This window comes from Methylobacterium sp. WL103 (assembly GCF_008039885.1).
Lineage (GTDB): Bacteria > Pseudomonadota > Alphaproteobacteria > Rhizobiales > Beijerinckiaceae > Methylobacterium > Methylobacterium cerastii.
The window spans coordinates 1-1803 of the sequence record NZ_VRUX01000745.1 but is presented as its reverse complement, the minus strand read 5'-3'; the positions used below and the strand labels follow the sequence as shown (position 1 = coordinate 1803).

Here is a 1803-nt window from a genome sequence, read left to right as displayed (position 1 = left end):
GTTCAGGCCTCGCAGCGGCGCGCCGAACGCCGCGACGCGGCCGGACGCGGGCTTCAGCAAGCCGGCCGCGGCGTTAAGCAGGGTCGACTTGCCGGACCCGGTCGGGCCGACGACGGCGACGAACTCCCCGGGCGCGACCGCGAGGTCGATTCCCTCCACCGCGACGTAGCGCCGGCCGCCCTTCAGGGGGAACGCGATCGCGACGTCTTCGAAGTCGAGGGCGTTCGGTCTGCCGGTGGGCGAGAAGTCTCGATCGTCCACGCTCCCCTCCCCCGGCGCCCGCGCGGGATCCGGCAGGTCATCGGGTCTCGATAGAGGGGCCTAGGCGGCAGGCCAAGGGGTTGCGCTCTGACATCACTCGCAACCTTCCATGCCCCGCAGAGGGGAAGGGAAAGCGCCTGCGCTGCGGACGCCTCCTCAGCGCGCCCCGCGGTGCAGGTCGCCGTCGATCAGCAGTGCGCTCTTGTTGTCGAGGCGCGTGCGATAGACCTGCAGATTCTCCATCACCCGCTGGACGTAGTTGCGGGTCTCGGTGAACGGGATGCGTTCGACCCAGTCGATCGCGTCCACGTCGCCCTTGCGTGGGTCGCCGTAGGCGTCGATCCACTTCTTCACGTTGCCGCCGCCGGCATTGTACGAGGCGAAGGCGAGGATGTACGAGCCGCGCCAATCCTCCATCAGCTCGCCGAGATGAGCCTGGCCGAGGCGCGCGCTGTAGATCGCGTCGGTGCCGAGCCGCTCAGGATCGTAGGCCGCAGAGACCCGGCGGGCGGTTCGCTGGGCGGTGGCCGGCATCATCTGCATCAGGCCGCGGGCGCCGACGCCGGACTGGGCGCGGGGGTCGAACTGGCTCTCCTGGCGCGCGATGGCGAACACCATCGCCTTCTCGACCAGTGGCACCGAGCCGAACGCCTCGTAGGTCGGGATGCCGATGGTGGGGTAGGCGTGGGCGTCCAGCGGCAGCCCGCGCTGGACCGCGAGCTTGCCGACGGCGACGAGGGCGCGGGCGTCCTTCATCTCGACGGCGAGGTCGCCGAGCGCCTGCACCTCGCGGGCATCCGTCAGGCGCTGCGCGGTGTCGATGTAGAGCGGCAGCGCCATCTCCTTCAGCGAAGCCGCCGCCAGCAGGCGCAGGGCACGGATGCAGAGCCGGTCGTCGAAGGCGGCGCGCGCAGGGCCGTCGAGATCGGCCGGCGCGCGGAGCGCGAGGCTTGTCTGGCCGAGCTTGGCCCGAGCGAGTTGCCCGTAATAGGCGATCGGCTGCAGCGCGGCGGTCTCATAGAATCCCTTGGCCGACTCGGCCTGCCCGAGGGCGTCCGCCGCCCGGCCCTGCCAGTAGGCGGCGCGGGCAATCGAGATCGGCGTCTCGGCGATGCCGGCGGCCAGCGCGAAGTGGCGGGCGGCGGCCTCGGGGTCGCCGCCGAAGCGCAGGGCGATCCAGCCGGCGTGGAACTCGGCCTCGATCCGCTTCTCCACCGTGCGGGCCGGGTTGGCGCTCGCCACCGCGTAGGCGGTCTTGGCGTCGCCGAGATCGATCAGCTTGCGCGCGACGATGCGGCGCTCGACCCACCACTCGTCGCCATCGACGAGCACGTCGAGGTTGCTCGGCGCGGTCGCCAGCACGGCGGCCGCCTCGGCCGGCTTGTCGGCCCGGCGCAGGAACTGGGCGCGGGACAGGATGTACGAGCTGTCGTTGCGCAGGGACGGCGGCACCGCGGCTAGCGCCGAGGCCGCTCCCGAGCTCTTGTCCTCGACGGCCCGTCGCGCCCGCACCAGGCTGGCGTAGGCGCCGCCCGCGTAGGT

General features: G+C 72.1%; 2 protein-coding genes. Both read right to left on the bottom strand.

Features of this window, described 5'->3' with window-relative positions; genetic code table 11:
• Positions 1–198 (bottom strand): ATP-binding cassette domain-containing protein (locus FV222_RS24965; protein ID WP_246685649.1); only part of this gene is annotated, 198 nt, incomplete at its 3' end.
• 219 nt (positions 199–417) lie between these two features.
• Positions 418–1803 (bottom strand): lytic transglycosylase domain-containing protein (locus FV222_RS24960; protein WP_147815900.1); only part of this gene is annotated, 1386 nt, incomplete at its 5' end.